Origin of the sequence: Paraburkholderia haematera, assembly GCF_905220975.1 — a bacterium.
In the GTDB taxonomy this organism is placed as follows: Bacteria; Pseudomonadota; Gammaproteobacteria; order Burkholderiales; family Burkholderiaceae; genus Paraburkholderia; species Paraburkholderia haematera.
Genome location: NZ_CAJNBK010000025.1, coordinates 76947 through 95571 on the forward strand (window position 1 = coordinate 76947; position 18625 = coordinate 95571).

The following is an 18625-nucleotide window of genomic DNA, read 5'->3' on the forward strand; positions in this document are numbered from 1 at the left end:
CCTTAGCTCAAATCACGCCGCGTATAAACAGTCTCGCCCGCGCGCACGACTCGCGCGCACAACGGACGCCCAATCCAGTAAGCCAGCTCGGCGAGCGTTTCCACCGACCACACCGCGAAATCCGCCGCGCGCCCTGCTTCCAGCGAGCCGTGCGTATCCGCCTTGCCGAGCGCACGTGCCGCATGCGAGGTCACGCCTTGCAGCACTTCGGGCACGGTCATGCGGAACAGCGTGGTCGCCATGTTCATCATCAGCAGCAGCGAGGTGGTGGGCGACGTGCCGGGATTGCTGTCGGTGGAAATCGCGATCGGCACCTGATGGCGCCGCAGCAGGTCCAAAGGCGGCAATTGCGTCTCGCGGATAAAGTAGTACGCGCCGGGCAGCAGCACCGCGACGGTACCCGCTTCTTTCATCGCGATGACGCCCTCTTCGTCGAGGAATTCGAGGTGATCCGCGGACAACGCATGGTGACGCGCGGCCAAGGCCGTGCTGCCGCTGTTCGACAACTGCTCGGCATGCATTTTCACAGGCAGCTTGTAGCGCTCCGCTGCCTGAAATACGCGCTCGCTTTGCTCAAGCGAAAAACCAATGCGCTCGCAGAAGACGTCGACAGCGTCGACCAGACCCTCGTCGGCAAGCGCGGGCAGCATGGTGTTGCAGACTTCGTCGATATACGCATCGGCCCTTCCCGCGAACTCGGGCGGCAAGGCGTGCGCACCGAGAAACGTCGTATAGACCGAGACCGGATAGCGCTCGCCCAGTCGCCGCGCGACGCGCAGCATCTTGCGCTCGCTGGCGAGATCGAGGCCGTAGCCGGATTTGATTTCGACCGCCGTGACGCCTTCGGCGAGCAGCGGCTCGAGCCGTGCGGCGGATTGGCGGAACAGGGAGTCTTCGTCGGCGGCACGCGTGGCGCGCACCGTGGAGACGATGCCACCGCCCTGCCGCGCGATTTCTTCATAACTGACGCCGGCGAGGCGCTGCGCGAATTCATCCGCGCGCTGGCCGCCGTACACCAGATGCGTATGGCAATCGACGAGACCCGGCGTCACCCACGCGCCGTGCAGATCTTCGCGCGGCCACGCGGCGTAATCGGCGGGCAATTCGGAGGCCGCGCCGAGCCATGCGATCTTGCCGTTTTCAACGGCAATCGCGGCATCGGGCAGCGTGTGTTGGGGATCGCCCTGAGGGCAAAGTTTCAGGTGGTGCCAGACGGTTTGCTTCATCGCGTGCTCTTTGCAGCTCGTTGCGTGTCTGTGGTGATTCGCGGCGCGCTTTGTCAGGCTTGCTGCCCGGCTTCAAGCACGCGCGAATCGTCGTCATCGTTGCGTGTAGCGGATGCTGATCGCGAGCACAGCGCCCGTGCCCTTGACCGTGCATGACAGCGCGTTCGGCGTGTCGATGCGCAGTGTGTCGTCGGCTTCGAGCACACGCGGTTGCGCGTCGCCGCCAGGTGTGACCGAAACCGAACCGCTTGCGCAGAACAACAGCACTACGTCCGCGGACAAGGTGCGTTGCGTGTCGCCGCGCCACACTTCAGTCTCACCCGATGCCGCGCCACGGCGGACCATCAGGTTGAAGTCGCGCGTGGCGCCGTCGACGAGGCGTGCGTCGATTTGCGCTTCGCCCGCAAACTGTGCGATATCGAGCGGCTGAGTCAACGCGAGCGTCTGCACGGTGTGAGCGCCGGTGTCGTCTGTTTCGTCGAGCAACATGCCTGCGCCCGACAACAACACCAACGTGCGGTCGATACCCGCAAACCGCGAGAACGGCCCGGCCTGCGCGACGTCGGCGATGCTCACGCGCCACGTGAAGCTGTCAAGCCCCGCGCCTGCGGGAAACGCCCCGACTTCACGCGTGACACCGCCGCCGTTCTTCCACGGCGCCGCCACAAGGTCGGCGCCGCGGATGAGCGTGATGGTTGCCCTGTTATCGACAACCGCCACGATCAACGGCCCAGCATCGGCAGATTCAGGCCTGCCTCGCGCGCCGTTTCCTGCGCGAGTTCGTAGCCTGCATCCGCGTGACGCATCACGCCGGTTGCCGGATCGTTGAACAGCACACGGCCGAGGCGCTCCTTCGCCGCATCCGTGCCGTCAGCGACGATCACAACGCCCGAGTGCTGGCTAAAGCCCATGCCGACGCCGCCACCATGATGCAGCGAAACCCACGAAGCGCCGCCTGCGGTGTTCAGCAGTGCGTTGAGCAACGGCCAGTCGCTCACTGCGTCCGAGCCGTCTTTCATCGATTCGGTTTCGCGATTCGGGCTTGCTACCGAGCCGGTATCGAGGTGATCGCGGCCGATCACGATTGGCGCCTTCAATTCGCCGTTCCGGACCATTTCGTTGAACGCCTGGCCCAGACGATAGCGATCCTTCACGCCGACCCAGCAGATCCGCGCCGGCAAACCCTGGAACGCGATGCGTTCGCGTGCCATGTCGAGCCAGTTGTGCAGATGCGGATCGTCAGGAATCAGTTCCTTGACCTTCGCATCGGTCTTGTAGATGTCTTCCGGATCGCCCGACAGCGCGACCCAGCGGAACGGGCCCTTGCCTTCGCAGAACAACGGACGGATGTACGCCGGCACAAAGCCCGGGAAATCGAAGGCGTTTTCGACGCCCATTTCCAACGCCATCTGACGGATGTTGTTGCCGTAGTCGAGCGTGGCCGCGCCACGTTCCTGCAGCGTCAGCATCGCCTGTACCTGCTTGGCCATGGACTGCTTGGCGGGCAGCACGATGCTGTCCGGCACCGTCTTCATACGCTCGCGCCAGTCTTCGACATTCCAGCCTTGCGGCAGGTAGCCGTGAATCGGATCGTGCGCGCTGGTCTGGTCGGTCACGCAATCCGGCGTGATACCACGCGTCACGCATTCGGCGAACACGTCCGCTGCGTTGCCCAGCAGGCCGATCGACACCGGCTTGCCTGCTTTCTTCGCTTCTTCAAGCATGGCGAGCGCTTCGTCGAGCGTCGCCGCTTTCTTGTCGACGTAACGTGTCTTCAGGCGGAAGTCGATGCGCGTCTCGTCGCATTCCACCGCGATCATCGTGAAGCCTGCCATCGTCGCGGCCAGCGGTTGCGCGCCGCCCATGCCGCCGAGACCCCCCGTCAGAATCCAGCGGCCCGACGGATCGCCGTTGAAATGCTGGTTCGCCACCGAGAAGAACGTCTCGTAGGTACCCTGCACGATGCCCTGGCTGCCGATGTAGATCCAGCTGCCCGCGGTCATCTGACCGTACATCATCAGGCCCTTGCGATCGAGTTCGTGGAAGTGTTCCCACGTCGCCCAATGCGGCACCAGATTCGAATTCGCCAGCAGCACGCGCGGTGCGTCCGCATGCGTCTTGAACACGCCGACCGGTTTGCCCGATTGAATCAGCAGCGTCTCGTCTTCGTTCAGGTCCTTCAGCGAGGTGAGGATCTGATCGAAGCAATCCCAGTTACGCGCGGCACGGCCAATGCCGCCGTACACGACCAGCGCATGCGGATGCTCGGCGACTTCCGGGTCCAGATTGTTCTGGATCATCCGGTACGCGGCTTCCGCAATCCAGGTCTTGCAGGTCTTTTCCGCGCCGCGCGGTGCGCGGATCGTGCGAGTCGGGTCCAGACGCGGGTCGATGTGTTTCGGGTTGTTCATGGTGGCCCTCGGAAAGCGTGAAAATGTTCGGGAAAAGGAGTCGAAAAATGCAGCGAAATCAGAAATGTCCGGTGAAGCGATAGCGGCTGCCGGGATGCCAGAGATTGGCGACCGAAGCGACCTGGCTTTGCGACCACGTGCGCCGATGCAGCACGAGGCACGGTTCGAGTTCATCCATCGTCAGCAGCTCGCGCGTAGCCGCATCCGCGGCTAACGCTTCGATGCGGTACTCGACGCGCTGCAGCGGCGCGACGCGCACCAGATACTGATTCGGCGTGGTGTTCGTGAAGTCCTGCAACGCGTACTCGGGCGCGACCGCCGGATTGACCCAGCGTTCTTCGAGTTGCACCGGCTCGTCGTTTTCAGAATGCAGCACGCGCGAATGAAACACCGGACTACCCGCGCTCACCTGCATTTCCTCGGCGAGCGCTTCGTCGGCGATGCTCGCGCCGATGTGCAGCACCTTCGCCTGATAGCGATGACCGCGCGCGACGATTTCGTCGGAAATGCTGCGGATCGCCACCAGCGTCGATTCGTACTTGGGCCGGGCCACAAACGTGCCCGAGCCCTGCACACGCGTGAGGACCTGCTCCGAGGTCAACTCGCGCAACGCGCGGTTGACCGTCATGCGCGCGACGTTGAATTCGCGCGCGAGCTCGTTTTCGGAGGGCACCTGGTCGCCTTCAGCCCATTCGCCCGCATGGATGCGGCCGAGGATGAAGTCCTTGATGCCCTGATAGGCCGGTGCGTTCATTGGCTTGATTTGCGTGCTTGAAACGTGTTGTTCGAGCTTACTGTTCGGAGGCGAACGAGAACGGGCTCAACTTCGCGATCGTGCCGTTTTGCACGAGACGGGTGACCGCCGCGATATCCGGTGCGAAGTAGTGATCGAGCTCGTAATGCGCGACGTCCTTGCGCACCGCGTCCATCGCTTTCTGCAGGCTCGGGCTGGTCTTGAACGGCCCGCGCAGATCGACGCCCTGCGCGGCGGCAAGCAACTCGATCGACAGAATGTTCGCGACGTTTTCAGCGATGTCGCCAAGCTTGCGCGCAGCGAACGTCGCCATCGAAACGTGATCTTCCTGGTTCGCGGAGGTCGGCAGCGAATCCACCGAGGCCGGATGCGCGAGCGTCTTGTTCTCCGACGCGAGCGCGGCAGCCGTCACGTGAGCGATCATGAAGCCCGAATTCACGCCACCGTCGCGCACGAGGAACGGCGGCAGGCCCGACAGCGTCGCGTCGATCAGCAGCGCGATGCGGCGCTCGGCCAATGCGCCGATTTCAGAAACAGCGATCGCGAGGTTGTCGGCTGCGAATGCAACCGGCTCAGCGTGGAAATTGCCGCCCGACAGCACTTCGCCCGTGTCCGGGAAAATCAGCGGATTGTCGGAGACGGCGTTCGCTTCAAGCAGCAGCACGTCGGCGGCATGACGCATCTGGTCGAGGCACGCGCCCATGACTTGCGGCTGGCAGCGCAGGCTGTACGGGTCCTGCACCTTGTCGCAATCGGCGTGCGAAACATTGATTGCCGAACCTTCCAGCAGCGAACGGTAAGCAGCCGCCGCTTCAATCTGACCTTGATGGCCGCGCAATTCGTGAATGCGTGCGTCAAACGGTTTGACCGAACCCATTGCCGCATCCACCGACAACGCGCCCGCCACCAGTGCGGTGCGGTACAGGTCTTCGATGGCGAACATGTTGTAGAGCGCGAGCGCGGTCGAGGCTTGCGTGCCGTTCAGCAGCGCCAGACCTTCCTTCGCTTGCAGCGTGAGCGGCTTGAGGCCGACCAGCGCGAGGCCTTCGGTAGCCGACATGCGCTCGCCCTTCGCGAACACGTCACCGACGCCCAGCAAAGTGGCCGACATATGCGCGAGCGGCGCGAGGTCGCCCGATGCGCCGACCGAACCCTTGACCGGAATCACCGGCAGCACGTCGGCGTTGTACAGCGTGATCAGCGCTTCCATCACTTCGCGGCGGATGCCCGAGTGGCCACGGCCGAGGCTCGACAGCTTCAGCGCGATCAGGAGACGCACCACCGGACGCGACATCGGCTCACCCACGCCGACCGCATGCGACAGCACCAGATTGCGCTGCAGCAGTTCGAGCTGGTCGTGCGGGATGTGCGTGCTGGCGAGGCGCCCGAAACCCGTGTTGATGCCATACGCCGGCTCGCCCTTCGCGGCGATATCGGCGACGGCTTTGGCGCAGGCGTCGATGGCGGCATGGCTGGCGGGATCGAGTTGCAGCGCGACGTGTTCGCGTGCGATCTGGCGCAGTTGCGGGAGGGTCAGATAGCCGGGCTTCAGAATCATCATGGTGTTGTGTCCTGTCTTGTCTATACAATTCAAGAGGAAGTTTAGCGGCGCCGTCTTGTATATACAACTTGTTTTTGCAGCTTTGGGCCTAGGGGTTTCCATTAGGGATGAATGCCTGGCGTGGCATGCATATCGCTTGAGCCGGGAATTCCGCTGATCACGCGAGCCGCACCGCATACGTTCGTCGCGGCTAAAAACTTGTATATACACGTTCAAAATGGGCGCCAGCAAGCGGACAAAAAGATTCGGCGCGCCGGCCGACGCAGCCGGGTTGGCCGAGGCGCCTCTTATTGAGTTATAGGAGAGCCCGCTGAGGGCGCAAAAAAGCCCGCGCGCTCGCAAAGACGAGCCGCGGGCCTTTATCAGGTTTATGACTGGCGAAGGATTCGCTAAAGCGTCACCCGCGCCGTGATGAAATCCAGGAAACACTGCACGCGCCCCGCCAGCGACGCGCTCTGGTAATACACCGCGCTGACCGGCTGGCGCTCGTCCACCAGCACATTGCCGAGAATCGGCACCAGCCGCTTTTCGCGCACGTCGGCCGCGGTCATGAAGTCGGCCAGACAGGCGATACCCCAGCCCGAGAGGGCCAACTGGCGCAGCGTTTCGCCGCTCGATGCCGTGATTGCCGGCTCGATCTTCTGCGGTTCGGACTTGCCCTCCCCGCCCCGCTTCAACGGCCAGCGATTCAGATGCTCCGGCGCCGTAAAGCCGATCAGGCGATGCTCTCGCAACGCTTCCACCGACCTGGGCTCGCCGTATTCGGCCAGATACGCCGGGCTGGCGAGCACCCTCAGCTTGCTGCTGCCCAGGGCGCGCGCATGCAGGGTCGAATCCTGCAACGCGCCGATGCGGATCGCGATATCCACCTTCTGCTCGAGCAGATCGACGATCCGCTCGTTGCTGGTCAGCTCCAGACGAATCTCCGGATACAGCGCCGAAAACGCCTTCATATGCGGCGCCACGCAATGCAGCATGAATGGCGACGCCGCATCGACCCGCAAACGCCCCGAGGGCCGCTCGCGCCCCCGCGTGACGGATTCCTCGGCCTCTTCCATGGCGGCGAGAATCGCCCGCGCTCGCCGCAGAAACGCCTCGCCCTCTTCGGTCAGTTGCAGACGGCGCGTCGTGCGCCGCACCAGCGCGGTGTCGAGCTTCTTTTCCAGGCGCGTGAGCGCACGGCTGACGCCGGAGACGGTCTGCCCCAATTTTTCCGCCGCCGCGGTGATCGAGCCGCTGTCGATCACCGTGACGAACACCAGCAACTCGTCGGTCGAAGTTTTCATTATTGATTTCAAATCAAGATTGATTTGAGACTAACACGCTTTTTGCGAGAATCAACACAGCGGATACTACTTGCATTGCATCGTATTTCCGGTGTTTCCACCCCAGGAGAACGTCTTGAAGATTTTCATTACCGGCGCAAGCGGCTTTATCGGCGGCTCGATCGCGGCGCACCTCGTGCGCGCGGGTCATCAGGTGCGAGGTTTGATCCGCAAGCCCGAGCACGGCGCGGCGTTGCAGCGCCTCGGTATCGAACCTGTCATCGGCACGCTCGACGACCGCGATCTGCTGATCGCCGAAGCAAAAGCCGCCGACGCGGTCATCAACGCGGCGAGCAGCGACCATGAGGGCGCGGTGAAAGCACTGATCGACGGCCTGGCCGGTTCCGGCAAGCCGTTTCTGCATACAAGCGGCTCAAGCATAGTAGGCGATGCGTCGGGCGGCGAGGCGGGCGAGGCACGTATCTATCACGAGGACGCCCTGCCCGAGCCGACCGCGGATAAAGCCGCACGCGTCGCCATCGATCAACGCGTGCTCGACGCGGCACAGCAGAACATCCGCTCGGCGGTGTTATGCAACACGCTGATTTACGGCCACGGCGCGGTGCCGGGCAGCGCAAGCGTGCAGTTGCCGCGGCTCGTGCGTCAGGCGCAAAAAAGCGGCGTGGTGCGGCACGTGGGCAGCGGCGGCAATATCTGGTCGAACGTGCATATCGGCGACGTCGCCGAACTCTATCGTCTCGCGCTGGAGAAGACGCCGGCGGGCACCTTTTACTTTGTCGAAAGTGGGGAAGCTTCGTTTCGCGACATGAGTGCCGCGATCGCCCGCGTGATGAAACTCGGCGAGGCGCAAGACTGGCCGCTTGAAGCCGCGCAACAGGAATGGGGTTATGAAATGGCTTCGTATGGGCTCGGTTCGAACAGCCGCGTGCGCGGTGAGCGCGCACGCAAGCTGCTCAGCTGGCAGCCTGAGCGCAACTCGGTGATCGAGTGGATCGAGCGGGAGATGATGTGATGTCCTCCGAGGGCTCCCGGAAGGGCGTAATTTGTGTAAGCGCTGGCGTTGCGAATCCGTAAGCTCCACTCGCTAGAATCCGGCTCACGTAATAGCGTGACTCAACGATATGAGTCGCGCGTGAGCCCGGATTTAATCGATGAACTTGGCGCTGAACTTCGACTGGCTGACCAATCTGCTGGCGATTATTTTCGTCGTGGCGTGCCTCTACGATTCACGCTACGACGAGTACGGTACGTTGACGCTGTCGGCAGCCGCAATGGGCCTCGTGGTCATGGCGATCGAGCTGTTCCTCAAGCCCGCTTTCGACATGGCGCTGTGAGTTCGATGCTGCGCAACGCAGCGTCTTTAACGTGAACTCGCGCTTCACCCCACCACTGACAGCAACACTGGCCAACCCGCTAACAAACAACCAGAAGCACAAGCGCGAGCGGCCGCATCAAACACATCAAACCGCCACTTCCGGCGGCGCCTGACGGAAACCGCGCGTGAGCCAGCCGAGATAGCACAAGCCCAGCACGAACCACGCCGCGCCGAGCACCAAAGCGGTTTTCTCGAGGCTCACCAGCAGCCAGATATCCGCAATCGCACCGGCCAGCGGAAACAGCAGGCCGCCGATCACGCCCATCGCATTCGCACCGCCCTTCGCGTTGAAGAACTGGCGGATCACACACAGGTTGACCGCGGTGAACGCGAGGAACGCGCCAAAGTTGATGAACGAGGTCGACGTCGCCACATCGAGCTTCAGCGCGACCAGACCGATGGCACCCGCGATTGCGATGTTCAGCGCCGGCGTCTTGAACTTCGGATGCACGAAGCCGAAGATGCGCTTGGGCAATACTTCATCGCGTCCCATCGCGTACAACAAACGGCCCACGCTGGCCTGCGCCGAGATGCCCGAAGCGAATTGCGCAAGGATCAGGCCAGCCAGAAACACCGTCACGAAGATATCGCCGCCCACTTTGCGCGCCACTTCAAACGCGGCCGAATCCGGGTCCTTGAACACCGCACCCGGGTGCGCGAGTTGCACCGTGTACGCGGCGATCACGAAGATCGCGCCGCCAATCAGCGCGATCAGCACAATAGCGCGCGGCATGGTCTTTTCGGGGGCAATGGTTTCTTCGGTCAACGTCGAGACCGCGTCGAAGCCGAGATACGAATAGGCGGCAATCGCGGCGCCCGCCATCGTCGCCGAGAGCGGCACATGCGGCTTGAAGAACGGCTCGGCCGAAATCAGACCGCCGGGACCGGCCGCCGCGGCCACATAGTGGCAGCACAGCACGACGAACAATGCGACGATCGCGAGTTGCACGACCATCAGCACGATGTTGAAACGGTTCGCGAGTTCAATGCCGAGAATGTTCAGCGCACTCGTCGACACGATGAAGGCGACGATCCAGATCCAGCTCGGAATATTCGGAAACGCGGCGCTGAGATACGCGGCGCCGATCAGCCAGATCACCATCGGCAGGAAAAAGTAATCGAGCAACGTGGCCCAGCCGATCATGAAACCGAGGTGCGGATTGAAGGATTTGCGCGTGTACGTATAGGCCGAACCCGCCACCGGGAAAAGCCGTGCGAGCTTGCCGTAACTGAGCGCCGTGAACACGATCGCGATCAGGGCAATCAGATACGCGAGCGCGGCGGTATCGTTGCTGGCGCTTGCCAGCACACCGTAGGTGCCGTAGACGATCAGCGGCGCCATATAGGCGAGGCCGAACAGCAAAACTGACGGCAGGCCGAGCGTACGCTTCAGATGCGCGCTTTGGGACGCGACGGGTGCGCCGGGGCGCTCGGTGGGCGATGTTGGGGTCATGCTGTGTCTCCTCTTGCGAATGGGCGAGCTTCGCCGGGGGCTGCGTTGAGAACGCGTCCCGGTCGAGCTTTGTCGATCAGACCTGCTGGAAGCGCGTGTGCCGCGCCGATGGTTCTTTGCCTGGCGGAGTGCGCGTGGGCGCTTGCTTAGGTACGCTTAGGTGCACGTGCACCTAAGCGCGCACCTAAGCGAGCACTTAGCCCGCGCGTATCACACGCGTACGTTGCCCGTGCTCGCCGTCCTGCGTGGCGAAATCGAGCGCGATGCGCGCGTCATGGAGATAGCGATAGTGTTCGCGCGCGCCTTCGAGACGCGCCGGATCGAGCGTGGCGCGCAGGACCGTTTCTTTCTGCTCCGCGTCGAACACCACGTCGCCGAATGGATCGATCAGCGCCGATTCACCGGGGAATGTGAGGTTGTCATCACCTGAACCGACGCGATTCACGAGCGCCGCGAACATCTGATTCTCCATCGCGCGCGCCACGATGGCGCGGCGATGCACCGGCCCGAACGGCTCCATATTGCCGTTCGTCACGATCAGCAGATCGGCGCCGAGCGAGGCGACCGCGCGCGCCGTTTCGGGAAATTCGATGTCGTAGCAGATCAGGATGCCTACGGTCAGACCCTTGAAGCTGCACACTTCGTAACGGTCACCCGGCTCGAATACCCCGACGTCCGACGCCCACAGATGCGTCTTGCGATAGCGCAGCGCGATCTCGCCGCGCTCGTCGACCAGCACCGTGGTGTTGAAAAAGCGGTTGCTGTCACGCTCGGCGAGACCCACCGCAACCGCCACGTGCGCTTCGCGTGCCGCATTGCGGACTGCGGTAAGCGACGGCCCGTCGATCGGTTCGGCCACGTCGCCGATGGTGTCCCGCGTCGGAAAGCCCGACAGCGTGGTCTCCGGAAACACGATCAGATCGGTTCCGGCCGCCCGTTGGGCGATGGTTTGCAGCACGCGTTGCACGTTTGCCCCGCCGACGCCCACCGCGCCGTCCACGATCGGGATCTGTGCCAGTTCGAGTTGAAGCATTTTGTCTCCTATGTCGACCAGAGTTAGTGCTTCAGCGCTTACTCTGGTCCCATGCACTCTGCGGTCGACCAGAGTTGGCGCTTCAGCGCTTACTCTGGTCCCATGCACTCTGCGGTCGACCAGAGTTAGTGCTTCAGCACTTACTCTGGTCCCATTGCCGGTCTGCTTCGCGTTAAATAGCGGCTGTTGTCAGACCGCCCGCGTTTCAGGTTGGGCCTATTATTACCAGACATATTTTTGTCCGTAATCACCCGGCTGGGTTACCCTCAACGGAGCACGCATGGAACTCGAATGGCGCGACCTGGCCTTTCATCGCGAGATCGGCGCGGTTATCGACGCACTCGACAGCGCACAATTCTGGACTCGCCTTACGCGTGCACTCGAGCGCTATGTGGTGTTCGACAACTGGGTCGCACTGCGCTTCACACCTGGCGTTGCGCCGCTCGTCTGCGCCGAATCGCCCACCCCGGACGGCACCGTGGATGTGATGTTCCAGGACTATCTCGCCGCGCTCTATCAACTCGATCCGTTTTATATCGCCGCGACCGAGAAGCCTGCGTCCGGCTTCGTCACGCTTGCCGATGTCGCGCCCGACAATTTCTCGATGACCGACTATTACCAGCGGTACTTCAGGAAAAACATCGTCGGTGATGAGGTGCATTTCAACTACATGATCGACACGAAGCACACCCTTGCGTTCTCGCTGGGCGCAACGCATCGCTATGGCGAGCGCGACCTCGCGGTGCTCGCGTTATGCGCGCCATGGGTGATCGCGCTCTTGCGGCAGCGCTTGCCGTATGAGGTATTCGACGCGTCGGAGTCGGCCTCGAGCGAGGCGATGACGCAAAAGACAACGGAAGCAACAATAGACACAAGCGCCCCGGCTGACACACCCACCTATGCCGCGCGCTTCGAACAGGTGTCGTCGGTGAGCGGCCGGTCGCCACTCACCACGCGCGAAGTCGAGGTGGCGATGCTGAGCTTGAGCGGATTTTCAACGCGCGCGATCGCGGAGAAGCTCACGATTTCGTTCGAGACAGTGCGCGCGCACAAGAAGCACATTTATACCAAGCTCAACGTCAACTCGCAGTCGGAGCTGTTCGCGCTGTTTTATGAAGCGGGGCGAAAAGGAGCATGACGTCCCGCTGACTTGTTGCCGGCGCGCGTCACGAGCCGCACGCGGCGCAACCACTCGCCGTCTCTTCGTAGCGATCGTGATGCTTGAGCCACTCGCCCATATTCTTCTTCTCGTCGCGGCCTTTCGGCGTGACGTCAAAATGCGCGTACGCGCTGAGGAACTGCTCGCCGCCGCGCCCGTAGGTGGAATACGTGTGATAGACGTCGCCCGCTTCGTCCTTGTAGAACACGCTGTGACCGGGTAGCTCGTCGATGCCGACATCCTGCCCGGTGAAGTTATAGAACGCCTTTTTGCTGGCGATCTCCTCCGGCGTGAACGACACGTGGTAGTCGAAATTGAAGTCGCTCTCACTCGAGGACACCCACGGGAACTTCCAGCCCATACGTTTCCTGAAGGCCTCGATCTTCGCGAGCGGCCCACGCGAGACGGCCACGTACGATACGTCGTGATGTTCAAGATGCGTCAGGATGCCGTCCATATGATCGGACACGAACGAGCAGCCGAAGCACCCCTCTTTCCAATCCGGGCCCAGCATGAAGTGATAAACGATCAACTGGCTGCGTCCGCCGAACAGATCGGCGAGTGTCTTGCGGCCTTCCGGTGTCTCGAACGCGTAGGTCTTGTCGACCTTCACCCACGGCAGTGCGCGGCGTTTGCGGGCGAGTTCATCGCCGGCGCGTGTGTACGCTTTCTCTTCGGCGAGTAGCACCCTGCTGGCGGCAAGCCATTCTTCCCTGGTACCAATCCGGTGTTGCGGATCCATATGCGTCTCCTTCTCTGCGTCGTGCAGGTTCGATCGAGCAAAATCAGGCACATTCAGGCACATTCAGGCGAGGTAGCGTTCCAGCGAATCGAGGCCACCGTTCCAGCCGATTTGATGGTGGTCGCGCGTTTCTTCGTCGACGAACTGTTCATGCGTAAGCGTCAGCAAGGTCCCGTTGCCGTCCGGGCGCAACAGCACCGTGACGAGCGACTCCTGCTCCGGAATCGAACGCCATGTCCATGTGAACACCAGTTTGGCGTCCGGAAGCACCTCCAGATACTGGCCACTGACCTCGAGTTCCCGGCCGTCCGTCTTCAGATACCTTATCAAGTAGCGCCCGTCCACGCGCGCATTCAGTTCCGCATGGGTTACCTCGGCATCGTCCGGATGCATCCACTTCATGAGTTGCGCCGCCTCCGTCCAGGCGCGGAAGACTTTGGCTGGGGTGGCGTTGAGGCGCCGCTGGAGGGTGAGGCTGGGCTTGGTGGACATGGGGTTTCCTCTTCGACGAAAGCAGCAAGACGATCGAGTGATTCGGACCAGAAGCGCTGATAGCGGGTGAGCCACTGCATGGCTTCCTCCATGGGTCCGACGGACAGGCGGCACGCCACCGTGCGCCCGGTTTTGCTACGCGTGATGAGACCGGCCTCGGCCAACACGTCGAGATGTTTCATCACCGCGGGCAACGACATCGCAAACGGCTCGGCGAGTTCACTGACCGACAGATCGCTCAGTTCAGACAGACGCGCGAGCAACGCACGCCGCGTAGGGTCGGACAGCGCGGCAAAGGTGCGATCGAGTAGCATTTCGTTAAACTTAACCATGAGGTTAAGTATAGAAACACGCGTGACGATGTCAAGGACAGGTGAGTGCTTTTCTCAAAGCGAGCGGGAAGAGGCGGAAGAAGCAGCGCGGAGGACGCAGCAAAAAAGATACGCGGCGCATCGCAGATAAAACCCTGCAACACGCCGCGTCAAGGTGGAGAACAACCGACTACACGTTCGAGCAAAGCGGCCGGAAAAGGCCGCCCTGTTCTCGCGTTACTGCAAATAATCACACAAAGCGCAATGCGGCAAAATCAGATCGCCCAACCGCCGAGATAGAAGCCGACCAGCACGACAGCGATGACAACCGTGCCCACGTTCAGCTTGCGATACTCACCGCTCACCACTCGGCCGATCACCAGCGTTGCGAAGCCGAGCATGATGCCCGTCACAATGTTGGCGGTCAGCACGATGAACACGGCGCACATCAGGCCCGACATTGCGTCGACCATGTCGTCCATGTGCAGCTTGCTCACGTTCGAGAGCATCAGCAGGCCCACGTACATCAGCGCCGGAGCCGTTGCATACGACGGCACGAGACTGGCCAACGGCGAGAAGAACATCACCACGAGGAACAGCAGACCGACCACCGCGGCAGCCATCCCCGTCTTCGCGCCGGCTGCAACGCCGACCGTCGATTCGATGTAAGCCGCCGCCGGTGCGCCACCGAGCAGGCCTGAGAAAATCGAGCTCAGCGAGTCCGCCGTCAGCGCACGGCCGCCGTTGATGATGCGGCCGTTTTCGTCGAGTTGACCGGCTTGACCTGCAACGGCGCGAATCGTGCCGGTTGCGTCGAACACAGCCGTCATCACGAGCGCCAGCACGCTAGGCAGGACGGCCATCGAGAGCGCGCCCTTGATGTCCATCGCGCCAATCAGCGAAGCATGGCCCGGTGCGCTCAGCGAGGGCAGTGCGAACACGCCGTGGAACGCCACCGCCGGATCGATCGCGAGCGAAATCGCCGAGATCGCGACAATCACGATCAGGATCGAACCCGGCACCCGACGGCGCACCAGACCGAAGATCGCGGCAAGACCCGCCACCGACATGATCGCCGGCAACGCCGTGATGTTGCCCAGTGCCACCGGCAAACCGGCACCCGGATTCTTGACGACCAGACCCACGTCGTTCGCGGCGATCAGCAGCAGGAACAGGCCGATGCCGATACCCGTGCCGTGCGCGATGCCGGTCGGCAGATTGCGCAGAATCCACGAACGCACGCCGGTCACCGAAATCCCAGTGAAGACGAGACCCATCAGGAACACCGCGCCGAGCGCGACGTTCGGCTGCAGACCTTTGCCGAGCACCAGACCGAACGCAGTGAACGCGGTCAGCGAAATCGCGCAGCCGATCGCGATCGGCAAACGCGCCCAGACGCCCATCAGCAGCGAGCCGAACGCGGTGGTCAAACATACCGCAACGAACACGGCGGTGGTGTCGAAGCCCGCTTTGCCGAACATGCCCGGCACGACGAACACGGAATAGACCATCGAAAGGAAGGTCGTGATACCGGCGACGATTTCCGTACGCTGCGAACTGCCGCGTGAAGAGATTTCGAAGTAGCGGTCGAGAAAGCCCTTTCCGTCGAATGATTCGGCGCCGACTTCGGAAATCGGTTGGGCGGTGGGTTCCATCATGATGAGTGCCTCCTTTATCAGCGTGCTGAAACGGCCCGTAATCCGGCCGCCATCAGGTTCGTCTCGTTGCGTTGATCTAATGTGGTGTGGCAAGGTTTGAACGTCGGCTTGCGCTGCGTTTCGGAAAAATCCGCATGCTCCGTTCTTCTTTTGCTGTCCCGAAATGTAGGCCAACACGATTATGTCTCCCATCGCATGAATGGCATGCCCGACATGTCACGACGCTTATATCGTTTAAGGGACGGCAAACCGTGGGGACGCCCCGCGCGTTTACACCTACGGTTTGTCATGAAGTTGTGAAAGGGTTCTGAGGGGTTCAGCGCGTAAAAACAGGCCTTTGTTGCGGCCTTTATTCCGGTCTTTATTGCGGCGAGGAGCACGCCTTGCGGCATGAACCTTGCGTGGGGAAGCCTGTCAGAAAGCCTGCAAAACCGGGCCGCCGCGGCGCCGCGGGTTACACTCTGGCCCTTACCTGACATAAAGCGTGACTTAACGGCGGCGGTCCACAGCGCCCGTCCGCACTGGCCCATGGAGTCCTTCTTGATGAGCGGCGGTTTTTTGCGTCCTGCCTGGCGTCTTCCGATACTTGCTGTGTTCGCGCTGTTCGCGCTGTCCGGTTGCAGCCTGCTGTGGGGCCCGCAGCAGGCGCCGATTGTCGATGCCACGGTGATGCCCGTCGAGCCCGCGAGCGCGCCTGTGGCCGCCTCCGCGCCGGAACCCGTCGAGACTGAAGCCGCCGAGCCCGAACAGGCGAAAAAGCCCAAAAAACCGGTCGTCAAGCCGCGCAAGGTCGAACCGCCGCCACCGGTCGCCACGCCCGCGCCGCCGCCGCCCGCTCCCCCGCCTCTGATCGTGCTGCGCACGATCGAGCGCAGCGAGGCGCACACCTTGCTCGACAGCGAAGTGCAGAAGCCCGACGGCAAGGTGGTGGGCCGCGCGATCGATATGATCGCGGATGCGAGCGGCAAGCCACGTGAGATCGTGGTCAATCTGCAGGGCTTCCTCGGCGTCGGCGATCGCAAGGTCAATTTCCCGTGGAGTGCGTTCCGCTTCATGCCGGCCGCGAAGACCGCGCCGATCACGCTCAACGCGGCGGCCGTGCCGAGTCCCGCGGCGAAGTCCGCTGCCGTGCAATTGCCGCTGATCGACGCCGATGTGGAGCGTTCGAACGGCGCCAAGGTCGGCCGCGTAATCGACGTGCTCATCGACGCCAACGCGCAGCCGCAGGCGGTCGTGCTCGACGTCAACGGCATGGTCAGCACGGAGCGGCGCACGATTGCCGCCAACTGGTCGGCGCTGCGTTTCGTCACGAAAGACAAGGAGCTGCATCCGCTGATCGATTTGAGCGACGCGCAGATCAACGCCACGCCGCCGTACGCCAGCGACAAGCCGATCCGTGCAGTGTCGCCGGCCCCGGTTCCGGCGCCGGCGCCAGCTCCCGCTGCTGCGGCGTCTGCCGCACCGGCCACGGCCGCTGCGGGTTCCAACACACGGGCGGCCCGATGACAGGCCGCACTTTGGTTACCGCGCGCAGTCTGCGCGCACTCGACTGGCTGAATTTCTTCGTCGCCAACGTGCAGACGGGTTTCGGGCCGTTCATTGCGTCGTACCTTGCCTCGCACAAGTGGACCCAGGGCGAGATCGGCATGGCGCTCTCCGTCGGCACTATTAGTGCGATGGTGAGCCAGGTGCCGGGCGGCGCTGCCGTGGACGCGTTGCGCAACAAAAAAGGCGCGGCCGCATGGGCGATCTTCGCGATCATTTTCAGTGCGGTGCTGCTGGCGGCGAGCCCGACCGTGCTGCCGGTGATTGCCGCGGAGGTATTCCACGGCTTTGCCAGCTGCATGCTGACGCCGGCGTTGGCCGCGATTTCGTTTGCTCTGGTGGGGCGCGCGAATCTGGGCGACCGGTTGGGACGCAATGCTCGCTGGGCTTCGATCGGCAGCGCCGTCGCGGCCGGGTTGATGGGCTTATTTGGCGAATACTATTCGCCCCGCGCGGTGTTCTGGCTGACCGCGGCGCTTGCCGTGCCGGCGTTGATTGCGCTGACGATGATTCAGCGCACCGATACGATCGAGCTGCCGAAAGCCGGGCCGACACCTGAACAGATCGAACGGCGCGAGAGTTTGCGCGAGTTGTTGCGTGATAAGCGGATGCTGCTGTTTGCGGCTTGTATTGTGCTGTTCCACTTGTCGAATGCGGCGATGCTGAATCTCGCTGCGGGCGAAGTGACGGCCGGCATGGGCGACAACGTTCAGCTCGTCATTGCCGCGTGCATTATCGTGCCGCAGGCGATTGTGGCGATGATGTCGCCATGGGTTGGGCGCTCTGCCGAGCGGTGGGGACGCAGGCCGATTTTGCTGCTTGGCTTTTCGGCGCTGCCGATACGGGCGTTGTTGTTTGCCGGAATCAGCAGCCCTTATTTGCTGGTGCCGGTGCAGGTGCTGGACGGCCTGAGCGCGGCCGTATTCGGCGTGATGCTGCCGTTGATTGCCGCCGATGTTGCCGGCGACAAGGGGCGGTATAACCTTTGTATTGGGTTGTTTGGGTTGGCTGCTGGGATTGGGGCGACGTTGAGCACGACGGCTGCTGGGTTTGTGGCGGATCATTTTGGCAATGCGGTGAGCTTTTTTGGACTCGCCGCTGCGGGCGCGCTTGCTGTTTTGCTGGTGTGGGCGGCGATGCCCGAGACGCGGGAAGCAAGTGTGGATGAGGCTGCGCCTTTGGCTGATGGTGGGGAGTCGGCTGCCAGGTGATTGTGGTTTTTTTTGCCTTTGGCGGCGGCGTTTGGTGTGGTGGCCTTCGGGGTGTGGGGTTTGGGTGTTTTTTTTGCCTGATCGGCGGTTGGGTGTTTTGCCTGTGGCCGTTGGGGCTTGTTTGGGTTGTTTGACTGCTCGGCGCCTGTTTGTCTGCACACCTGCGGTTTTTGGCCTTTCCTTGATTTGTTAGTGGTCTATTAGTGTTCCCCCTGTGCGGGGGGGCACCTACTTTTCTTTGCCTGCCGCAAAGAAAAGTAGGCAAAAGAAAGCGGCTCAAACCGCTAGCTCTTAAGCGAGGGTGTAATTAGTTTTGTGTAAACGGTCATTTGGCAGGAGACTGCCAGTAACAGGAGCGACGATGACCGTAGCGAAACGCAACAAACGAGTGAAACCCGATCCTGAGCT

At 62.3% G+C, this 18625-nt stretch carries 17 protein-coding genes; 5 read left to right on the forward strand and 12 right to left on the reverse strand.

Annotation, left to right across the window (positions count from 1 at the left end; translation table 11 throughout):
• Positions 1–2: 2 nt before the first annotated feature.
• The 6 genes from hutI to KHO23_RS29020 all read right to left on the reverse strand — a co-directional run bounded on the left by hutI (position 3) and on the right by KHO23_RS29020 (position 7238).
• Positions 3–1226, reverse strand: a complete 1224-nt coding sequence (gene hutI / locus KHO23_RS28995) for an imidazolonepropionase (protein ID WP_211615580.1) — start codon at positions 1224–1226, stop codon at positions 3–5.
• A 93-nt stretch (positions 1227–1319) separates the two neighbouring features.
• Entirely contained in the window at positions 1320–1946 is a 627-nt protein-coding gene (locus tag KHO23_RS29000; protein WP_236067027.1) for a HutD/Ves family protein, read from the reverse strand.
• A gap of 2 nt (positions 1947–1948) precedes the next feature.
• On the reverse strand, positions 1949–3637 hold the full coding sequence (hutU, locus tag KHO23_RS29005) for a urocanate hydratase (RefSeq protein WP_211615582.1): 1689 nt from the start codon (positions 3635–3637) through the stop codon (positions 1949–1951).
• Between the two features lie 58 nt (positions 3638–3695).
• Positions 3696–4391, reverse strand: a complete 696-nt coding sequence (hutC, locus tag KHO23_RS29010; RefSeq protein ID WP_211615584.1) for a histidine utilization repressor — start codon at positions 4389–4391, stop codon at positions 3696–3698.
• 37 nt (positions 4392–4428) lie between these two features.
• The gene (hutH, locus tag KHO23_RS29015) at positions 4429–5952 is read right to left on the reverse strand and encodes a histidine ammonia-lyase (RefSeq protein ID WP_211615586.1); all 1524 of its coding nucleotides are present in this window, start codon (positions 5950–5952) and stop codon (positions 4429–4431) included.
• 389 nt (positions 5953–6341) lie between these two features.
• Positions 6342–7238 (reverse strand): LysR family transcriptional regulator, encoded by an 897-nt coding sequence (locus KHO23_RS29020; protein ID WP_211615588.1) that lies wholly within the window; start codon positions 7236–7238, stop codon positions 6342–6344.
• A 115-nt stretch (positions 7239–7353) separates the two neighbouring features.
• Between KHO23_RS29020 and KHO23_RS29025 the strand changes: the two genes are divergently transcribed.
• Entirely contained in the window at positions 7354–8250 is an 897-nt protein-coding gene (locus tag KHO23_RS29025; RefSeq protein WP_211615590.1) for an NAD-dependent epimerase/dehydratase family protein, read from the forward strand.
• Between the two features lie 139 nt (positions 8251–8389).
• Positions 8390–8572, forward strand: coding sequence for a hypothetical protein (locus KHO23_RS29030; protein WP_211615592.1), 183 nt, complete (start codon positions 8390–8392; stop codon positions 8570–8572).
• 126 nt (positions 8573–8698) lie between these two features.
• On the opposite strand, the gene KHO23_RS29035 is transcribed toward KHO23_RS29030, so the two are convergent.
• Both KHO23_RS29035 and KHO23_RS29040 read right to left on the reverse strand, forming a co-directional pair.
• Complete coding sequence (locus tag KHO23_RS29035) at positions 8699–10066, reverse strand: APC family permease (protein ID WP_211615594.1); 1368 nt, start codon at positions 10064–10066, stop codon at positions 8699–8701.
• Positions 10067–10262: 196 nt separating this feature from the next.
• A complete protein-coding gene (locus KHO23_RS29040; protein ID WP_211615596.1) occupies positions 10263–11099 on the reverse strand; it encodes a carbon-nitrogen hydrolase family protein in 837 nt (278 codons plus the stop codon).
• A gap of 280 nt (positions 11100–11379) precedes the next feature.
• Between KHO23_RS29040 and KHO23_RS29045 the strand changes: the two genes are divergently transcribed.
• Complete coding sequence (locus tag KHO23_RS29045) at positions 11380–12237, forward strand: helix-turn-helix transcriptional regulator (RefSeq protein WP_211615598.1); 858 nt, start codon at positions 11380–11382, stop codon at positions 12235–12237.
• 28 nt (positions 12238–12265) lie between these two features.
• On the opposite strand, the gene KHO23_RS29050 is transcribed toward KHO23_RS29045, so the two are convergent.
• From KHO23_RS29050 to KHO23_RS29065, 4 genes are all read right to left on the reverse strand, one after another.
• The gene (locus KHO23_RS29050; protein ID WP_211615600.1) at positions 12266–13000 is read right to left on the reverse strand and encodes a DUF899 domain-containing protein; all 735 of its coding nucleotides are present in this window, start codon (positions 12998–13000) and stop codon (positions 12266–12268) included.
• 63 nt (positions 13001–13063) lie between these two features.
• Positions 13064–13492, reverse strand: coding sequence for an SRPBCC family protein (locus KHO23_RS29055; protein ID WP_211615602.1), 429 nt, complete (start codon positions 13490–13492; stop codon positions 13064–13066).
• On the reverse strand, positions 13399–13824 hold the full coding sequence (locus tag KHO23_RS29060) for an ArsR/SmtB family transcription factor (protein ID WP_211615604.1): 426 nt from the start codon (positions 13822–13824) through the stop codon (positions 13399–13401). The genes KHO23_RS29055 and KHO23_RS29060 overlap by 94 nt, the downstream gene beginning before the upstream one ends.
• 254 nt (positions 13825–14078) lie before the next feature.
• Positions 14079–15461 (reverse strand): NCS2 family permease, encoded by a 1383-nt coding sequence (locus KHO23_RS29065; RefSeq protein WP_211615607.1) that lies wholly within the window; start codon positions 15459–15461, stop codon positions 14079–14081.
• Positions 15462–16004: 543 nt separating this feature from the next.
• Here KHO23_RS29065 and KHO23_RS29070 point away from each other — a divergent pair.
• Both KHO23_RS29070 and KHO23_RS29075 read left to right on the forward strand, forming a co-directional pair.
• Entirely contained in the window at positions 16005–16967 is a 963-nt protein-coding gene (locus KHO23_RS29070; protein ID WP_211615609.1) for a PRC-barrel domain-containing protein, read from the forward strand.
• On the forward strand, positions 16964–18217 hold the full coding sequence (locus tag KHO23_RS29075) for an MFS transporter (protein ID WP_211615611.1): 1254 nt from the start codon (positions 16964–16966) through the stop codon (positions 18215–18217). Before KHO23_RS29070 ends, KHO23_RS29075 begins: the two co-directional genes overlap by 4 nt.
• Positions 18218–18625: the final 408 nt, after the last annotated feature.

Bases quoted from the DNA above. Each gene is read 5' to 3' on its own strand.
- hutI (WP_211615580.1), bottom strand. From the start codon at position 1,226: ATGAAGCAAACCGTCTGGCACCACCTGAAACTTTGCCCTCAGGGCGAT.
- hutU (WP_211615582.1), bottom strand. From the start codon at position 3,637: ATGAACAACCCGAAACACATCGACCCGCGTCTGGACCCGACTCGCACG.
- hutC (WP_211615584.1), bottom strand. From the start codon at position 4,391: ATGAACGCACCGGCCTATCAGGGCATCAAGGACTTCATCCTCGGCCGC.
- hutH (WP_211615586.1), bottom strand. From the start codon at position 5,952: ATGATGATTCTGAAGCCCGGCTATCTGACCCTCCCGCAACTGCGCCAG.
- KHO23_RS29020 (WP_211615588.1), bottom strand. From the start codon at position 7,238: ATGAAAACTTCGACCGACGAGTTGCTGGTGTTCGTCACGGTGATCGAC.
- KHO23_RS29030 (WP_211615592.1), top strand. From the start codon at position 8,390: ATGAACTTGGCGCTGAACTTCGACTGGCTGACCAATCTGCTGGCGATT.
- KHO23_RS29035 (WP_211615594.1), bottom strand. From the start codon at position 10,066: ATGACCCCAACATCGCCCACCGAGCGCCCCGGCGCACCCGTCGCGTCC.
- KHO23_RS29040 (WP_211615596.1), bottom strand. From the start codon at position 11,099: ATGCTTCAACTCGAACTGGCACAGATCCCGATCGTGGACGGCGCGGTG.
- KHO23_RS29045 (WP_211615598.1), top strand. From the start codon at position 11,380: ATGGAACTCGAATGGCGCGACCTGGCCTTTCATCGCGAGATCGGCGCG.
- KHO23_RS29050 (WP_211615600.1), bottom strand. From the start codon at position 13,000: ATGGATCCGCAACACCGGATTGGTACCAGGGAAGAATGGCTTGCCGCC.
- KHO23_RS29055 (WP_211615602.1), bottom strand. From the start codon at position 13,492: ATGTCCACCAAGCCCAGCCTCACCCTCCAGCGGCGCCTCAACGCCACC.
- KHO23_RS29060 (WP_211615604.1), bottom strand. From the start codon at position 13,824: ATGGTTAAGTTTAACGAAATGCTACTCGATCGCACCTTTGCCGCGCTG.
- KHO23_RS29065 (WP_211615607.1), bottom strand. From the start codon at position 15,461: ATGATGGAACCCACCGCCCAACCGATTTCCGAAGTCGGCGCCGAATCA.
- KHO23_RS29070 (WP_211615609.1), top strand. From the start codon at position 16,005: ATGAGCGGCGGTTTTTTGCGTCCTGCCTGGCGTCTTCCGATACTTGCT.
- KHO23_RS29075 (WP_211615611.1), top strand. From the start codon at position 16,964: ATGACAGGCCGCACTTTGGTTACCGCGCGCAGTCTGCGCGCACTCGAC.